This is a genomic window from Palleronia salina (assembly GCF_900141995.1).
Taxonomy (GTDB): domain Bacteria; phylum Pseudomonadota; class Alphaproteobacteria; order Rhodobacterales; family Rhodobacteraceae; genus Palleronia; species Palleronia salina.
The window spans coordinates 163606-170132 of record NZ_FQZA01000007.1 but is presented as its reverse complement, the minus strand read 5'-3'; the positions used below and the strand labels follow the sequence as shown (position 1 = coordinate 170132).

General features: G+C 63.9%; 4 protein-coding genes. 2 read left to right on the top strand and 2 right to left on the bottom strand.

All coding sequences use genetic code 11. The annotated features are described in order from the left end of the window. On the top strand, positions 1-311 hold a 311-nt coding region (locus BUB76_RS11685; protein WP_139250858.1), incomplete at its 5' end, for an integrase core domain-containing protein. On the opposite strand, the gene BUB76_RS11680 is transcribed toward BUB76_RS11685, so the two are convergent. Both BUB76_RS11680 and BUB76_RS11675 read right to left on the bottom strand, forming a co-directional pair. Continuing rightward, the gene (locus tag BUB76_RS11680; protein WP_073128964.1) at positions 308-670 is read right to left on the bottom strand and encodes a hypothetical protein; all 363 of its coding nucleotides are present in this window, start codon (positions 668-670) and stop codon (positions 308-310) included. The genes BUB76_RS11685 and BUB76_RS11680 overlap by 4 nt on opposite strands. A 423-nt stretch (positions 671-1093) precedes the next feature. After that, the gene (locus tag BUB76_RS11675; RefSeq protein ID WP_139250857.1) at positions 1094-5506 is read right to left on the bottom strand and encodes a hypothetical protein; all 4413 of its coding nucleotides are present in this window, start codon (positions 5504-5506) and stop codon (positions 1094-1096) included. A 196-nt stretch (positions 5507-5702) separates the two neighbouring features. Between BUB76_RS11675 and BUB76_RS11670 the strand changes: the two genes are divergently transcribed. Beyond that, entirely contained in the window at positions 5703-6458 is a 756-nt protein-coding gene (locus tag BUB76_RS11670) for a LytTR family DNA-binding domain-containing protein (protein ID WP_073128962.1), read from the top strand. The last annotated feature ends 69 nt before the right edge of the window (positions 6459-6527 follow it).

The window sequence follows — 6527 nt, the reverse complement described above, 5'->3', positions numbered from 1 at the left end:
TTATAAGGTCCGACAACGGTGCCGAATTTGTTGCTCTGAAGGTCCGCGACTGGATCGGCGCCGTCGGTGCCAAGACCGCCTACATCGAGCCTGGCTCACCTTGGGAGAACGGCTACTGCGAAAGCTTCAACGCTCGATTCCGCAACGAGCTGCTCGACGGAGAGGTTTTCTATTCGCTCCGTGAGGCCCAGATCCTCATCGAGCGGTGGCGTCGCCACTACAATACCGTCCGGCCCCACAGCGCCTTGGGCTACAGGCCTCCGGCGCCGGAGAGCATCATAGCCGTCGACCGGCGACCAGCGATGCACTAACAATCAACCTGGACCACTCGGTTGGGGCAGCTCAGATCGACGAGCGCATTGTTCTCGTCTTCATAGACAATGACGAATTCGCCATTGTTCAGCGCCGCGATATCGAAACTCCGTTCATTGTGGGCACTGTAATAATGGTTCAGCCGGGTTTCGCCGCCGATCGTGTTGCCGAACGGGTCGAAAAGCTGGCCGATGATGTCCGTGCCGGGTTCTGCGCCCTCGCCGGTGGCGTTGTCCGATGTCCAGGCGATCAACACATTCCCATCGCTGAGCTGGACGATCTGCGGTTCGTATTGCGAGTCGTCCGTGGTCGTGTTGGCGGTGAACGTGGTGAGCCACACGGCGGGAGTGCTGGGCATTGGAATGCTTCCTTGCAAATTTTCTGGTGGCATGGCGACTGTGAACAGCGCAGAGGCATGGCTGACAAAACCCAATCGTCACGCGCCATGCCGCTGATCATCACGGCCTTGCCACCGGTCCCCTGGCATCCGAATGCCGACCGGCATCAAGATCTATTGTTACAAATTTTTACCTGCACGGATCACGCGATCGCCCATCCCCCGGGTCGCTCGCCCCCTGTTCACCGCGCCGAAAATAATACCTTTGAGAAGTATGAAGCGGGCCCGGACGCCGATCAAGCTTCTTCGCCGCGCCGTCTCGCCATCACGCACCTGCCAAGGTTGCCCTGCCGCGTATTTCCGCGATCGAAGGGAAAGAAACGCGCCAATGTCCGCATTTCCCGCTTCCGTCCCGATCGGGGCCGCGTTCGATCCCCCGTCCGGCTACACGAAGAAATCGTAGTCGTAGGCCGCCATGACGCCCGCCTGGTCGAAGGCGAAATAGTCGACCGTCTCGGTGGTATGGCCGGTCTCGGTGTCCGCGCTGACCTCTTCCTCGACGGACACGTCGAAGCTCGCGTTCGTCCCGCCGGCCCCGCGCGCCCAGGCTGGGTCGGCACCGTTGAAGCTGGACAGGCTGGCAATGACCTTCGCGAGGCCTCCGTCCGTATCGATCGTCGAATTCGCGTCCGACACATCCTCCGCACTGCCCGCCAGCCAGCTGACATCTCTCGCCAGCCCGCGGCCCGCCTCGAGCGCGATCCAGCCGAGTTTTTCCTCGGCATGACCACCCCCGTTCAGCGCCTCTTCCTCCTGCATCGTCAGCTGGAAGCCGTCCGCGTCGGTCGCACGCTGCCGTGCCGTGACGAAATCGCGCCCGTTGAAGGTCTGAACGTGACTGAGCACGACCGGCGCGCTGTCAAACGCGGCATCGAAGGCGACAGTCTCGAAGCCGGCGCTGGACAGCAGGCCGCTTTCGAGCGTGCCCGCCTCCACCAGCGTTCCGTCCGGCAGGATCCACGTCCCCGCCTCCATGACCAGGTAGTTCACCGTTTCGCCGGCGTGAATATCATCCAGGTAATTCGGCTCCTGCAACTGGAGGGTCAGCTCGTTGCCGCTCACTTCGCTAATGCGAACGTTGACCGGTGCCCCCCCGTTCTCGGTCGCCACGAAAGCGACCGCGACAGGGTTGTCGTAGCTTCGTTGCAGCGTCACCGATCTTTCCGATGTCGTAAGAGACACGGTTCCTGTCTCGGCGATGTCCCGAACCGGGGCGGAAGAGATCAGCCCGGACTCGTTGAACGCGAAGTAGTCGACCGTTTCTTCGACATGGCTGGTCTCGGTATCCGCGCTGCGATCCTCCTCGACCGAGACATCGAAGCTCGTGAGCGTCCCGCCCGCACCACGCGCCCAGGCGGGATCTCCCCCATCGTAGCTGGACAAGCCGGCCAAGACGTTGGAAAGCACCGTGCCCAGGCTGACGGTTGACGTCGCATCGGTGACACCCGAGGTGCTTCCCGCCAGCCAGGTGACATCTCCCGCCAGCCCGCCGCCCGGTTCGAGCGCGATCCAGCCTAGTTTCTCCTCGGCGTGGCCGCTCCCGTTCAACGCGTCCTCTTCCTGCATCGTCAGCTTGAAGCCGTCCGCGTCGGCCGCCCTCTGCCGCGTCGTGACGAAATCGCGCCCGTTGAAGGTCTGGACGTGGCTGAGCACGACCGGTGTGCTATCGAATTCGGCATCGAAGGCGACATTTTCGAAGCCGGAGGTGGACAGCCGGTTGCTGTCCAGTGTTCCCGCCTCGACCAGCGTGCCGTCGGGCAGAAGCCACGTGCCCGCCTCCATCACCAGGAAGTTCACCGTCTCCTCGGCATGTTGCCCGTCGAGATAGTTCGGCTCTTGTAGCTGCAGCGTCAAATCGTTCCAGCTCACTTCGCTGATCCGCACGTTCACCGGGTCGCGGCCGTTCTCGGTCGCCACGAAGGCGATCGCCACGGGGTTCTCGTAACTCCGCTGAAGCGTCACCGTCTGCTGTGTCGAATCCCGCAGGGTCAGCGTACCCGTCTCCGCGATCGAAGGTCCGCCGTTCAGGGCGGGATCGTCGACAGTCTCGATCTGGATCGTCTCGCTGTCGCTCCAGGCCAGCCCGTCGAAGACGCGAAGCGAGATCGTGGTCTGACCCGGGCTGCTGTCGCCATCAATGAAGACGCGGTTGGGGTTGCCGGTCACGAAGGGCGTGTTCGGCTGGACCGGCCCGACGAACTCGACGAACCAGTTACGGTCGCCGGCCAGGTCGACCAGTTCGAACGACTCGATGGTGTCGCCATCGGCATCGAAGGCCGTCATCACATCCGTGAGCGCGATCCGCCCATCCACCCCCAAAGTCAGCGGCGGCACCGAAACCGTCGGAGCGGTGTTGACCGGCATTTCACCGTCGTTGAACCGCAGGATTTTCGCGCCGGTGACGCTCGTTTCCGCGCCGGACGCGAGATGTGTCACGACCGTCGGCGTGCCGGCCGCTCCGATCTGCGTGGTATAGTTCGCCAGATCCTCGGCGAACTGCACCACGTCGAGCCCGCCCCCCAAGTTGATCGAGGCATCGGCATAGGGCGCTACCACGGTTTCATCGTGGCCGTCCCCCGTCACCACGATCATCTCGCCCTGGCCGCCCCAGTCTTCGAACGTCCAGCGCGAAAGATCGAGCACCGTGCTCGCGCCCATTGCGATCTCGATCCGCTCGGTGGAGCCGGCCTCGTCGAACCCGGAGATCAGGCTGGATCGCGCAATCTCGTCCCCGCCGATCTGCGCGGCGAGCATCGTCAGCGTCCGGTCCAGACCCCCGCCGGTCCACGGGCCACCGAACCGCAATTCCTCGATGCTCCTGATTCGGTGCAGCGACAGATCGTGGCTTTCGCTGGAGGTTCCCCCGCTGAAGAGCAGCGTGTCGATACCCTCCTGCCCCCACAGCTCTTCCTGGTCCTCCCGGTCGAGATCGCCGGGCGCAATGAAGAACGTGTCATTGCCACCGCCACCGAAAGCACGGTCCACCCCCGTGCCGCCGGTGATCAGTTCGCCGACCGCGCTGCCGATGATCTCGTCGTCGAAAGCCGAGCCGTAGATCCGGAAGATGTCGGTCTGGTTCGGGCCGTTCCATCCCCGGTCAAACTGCCAGCCGGAGACATCGACGGGCGCGCCGGTATCGACGAAAAGCTCGATCACGGTTTCGGTCGGGGTGCCGTAGGCATTGCCGCCGCCCTCGATCACCAGATCCCGGCTCAGCAGCCCGTTGCCAACCTGCGAGCTGTTGAAACGGACAACGCGCAGCTCCGGAGCGAAGAGGCTGAAGTCGAATTCAAGTATCTCGATCGAACGGATCTCGGCCCCGCGGAAGTCATTGACGCCGCTGCCATCGAAGGTCAGGCGATCGTTGCCATCACCACCGTCGTAGACGTCGCCGCTGTCGGCCTCCTGATTGTCGAAGACAAGCCGGTCGGCGCCGCTATGGCCGAACACGGTCCGGTCCTCGGGCGCCACGTCGATGATGTCGTTGTGTACCGTCCCGGTGACGATGTCGGACGTGAAGGCATTCGGGCTGTTTTCGGCATCGCGCGGATCGAAGATCGCGGAAAAGATCTCCTGGGTATTCTGATCACCCGGCGCCCCGATGATCGCGGTCGACTGGTTCCAGGCCACGACGAAGCGGCCGTCCTCCATGGCCGAGACCCGTGGCTGGAAGCCGTCGAAGGCAAAGGCTTCGGGGTCGGTGACTTCGAATTCGGTGCCGAGCGTACTGCCATCGGACGCGAAGCGCTGTCCGACGATGCTGCCGGTGCCGGCATCGGCCCACACCACGACGAACGTGCCGTCGGACAATTCCGTGACATCGGGCGACAGCTGATCGTGAAAAGTCGTGCTATTGACCGTGAACGCGGAGGCGATGGTGAAAGGCACCGGTGTGCCATTCTCGCTGTAGATCCTCGCGCGGATATCCCGGGCATTGCCCGTCTCTTCGGACCAGACGACAACGAAGGCATCGCTCTGGCTCAGGCTGGCGACCCGCGCTTTGCCGTAGTCGCCGCCGCCGTCGATGGTGAAGGTCGCGTTGCCGGAGGTGGATCCGTTGGCGTTCAGAACCTTGCCCCAGACCTTCTGCCCGTCCGATGGCGTGTCCGCATGTCCGACGAGGGCGATCTTGCCGTTCGACAGGGTCACGCTGTCGTCGACCCAGATATCGGCATCCGCCCCTCGGCTGTCGAGCGCGCTGCCCCGCGCCGCCACGGTCAGACCGCCATCGCTTTGGGTCTGCGGGTCGTAGATCCGGTGCACGATCTCGGTATCGGGATCGCGGGACGTCTGATCGTCGTCGCGCTTGTAGGCGATCAGCAGCCTGCCGTCGTCCATGGTGGTGATCGTGGGCCCGGTGTACCAGAAATCATCGCCGCGCCCGTCCAACTCGACGGGTTCTTCGTGGACGAGGCTTCCGGCGGCGTCGAACTGCGCAAGCTCGATGTCGTACTTGAAGCTTCCGAAGCTGTTGGGGATCGCGGACTGGGTGAAGACAACCACGAAACCGCCATCGGGCAGCGCCACGATCTCCCAATCGGATTCGTTGCCGTCATTGGCGTTCTGGTTCAGCCGACGGACGCTTGTCAGGGGCTGTCCGAACGGGTCGAAGATCTGACCCGCGATGTCGCTGCCAACCGGAGAGCCGCCACCGCTATCCCCGTTGAAAAGCCACGAATAGAGAATGTTGCCATTCGCCAGAACGGTGACATCGACCTGCGTGCCTCCGGGCGGGCTGGTCCCCTCGAGCGCGCTGATCTCGTCCAGACGGCTCCAAACTTCCGGTGTAATCGGCATCTTGCCCCCCCCGCGCGGACGGCAACAGCCGACCGTGCGCGCCAATACTTCCATTCAATGGTATCCTGCGTAGCCAAGAACATCGTGGACCGCCAAGGGACCGATCCATAGGTTTGGGCCCGGAATGCGGGAATTGGTACGTGGGGATCGTGAAATGGTCGGGTCTGCCGAAGACATGCCGCGGATTTCTGGGCCGATGACCTTCTTGCAGGCCCTCAGGGTGGCGTTCCCGCCCTGGCCGATTCTGGCTGCCGTCATCGCCGCGTTGGGCTTTTCGGGTCCTTTCGGCACCTACGAAGACCTCTCGCTTCCGGCACGGCTCGTTTACTGGACACTGGCGATCTGCGGCGCGGGGGCCTTTCTGAACGGCGCCGTGCTGCTCGTGTTGCAGAACCACTGGCTGGAGCGGTGGCCCCGTCTCGCGCGGCTGACCGCGGCGTCCTTCGTCGGCGGGGTACCGGGCGCCCTGGCCGTGGCCGGGATCGAGGCGGTCTTTCGTGGCCTGTCACCGACCGCGGAGTTCCTGGGATGGCTATGGGTCTGCGTGGGCGTTTTCGGTGGCGTTGCCGTCATTGTGCAATACCGCACACCGCGGGCCTTCGAGGCGAAACTCGTCGCCGATGCCGCCGCGAGGGCGCCGTTTCTCGAACGTCTGCCGCCCGAGATCGGGAGGAATCTCGTCTCGATCTCCATGGACGATCACTACCTGGAAGTCACCACGACGGATGGAAGGGAGCGGCTGAAGATGCGGCTCTCGGATGCATTGGACGAGCTGCAGTCCTACCCCGGCGTCCACATTCACCGGTCCCACTGGATCGCCGAGTCCGCGCTCGTCAGGTTGGAGAAACGGGGCCGGAACCGCGTGGCCTGCCTGGTGGACGGGCGCGCCCTGCCCGTCGCGCGTGCGAAGGCCGACGAAATCGAGGCCCGCCTGGCCGACGACGCGCCTTGAACGCGCGCGCGGCTCCGGTCGGACGGATATCACCTGTGGCCCGCATTTCTCGGGACGACCGCTTGCCCG

Bases quoted from the DNA above. Each gene is read 5' to 3' on its own strand.
- BUB76_RS11680 (WP_073128964.1), bottom strand. From the start codon at position 670: ATGCCCAGCACTCCCGCCGTGTGGCTCACCACGTTCACCGCCAACACG.
- BUB76_RS11675 (WP_139250857.1), bottom strand. From the start codon at position 5,506: ATGCCGATTACACCGGAAGTTTGGAGCCGTCTGGACGAGATCAGCGCG.
- BUB76_RS11670 (WP_073128962.1), top strand. From the start codon at position 5,703: ATGACCTTCTTGCAGGCCCTCAGGGTGGCGTTCCCGCCCTGGCCGATT.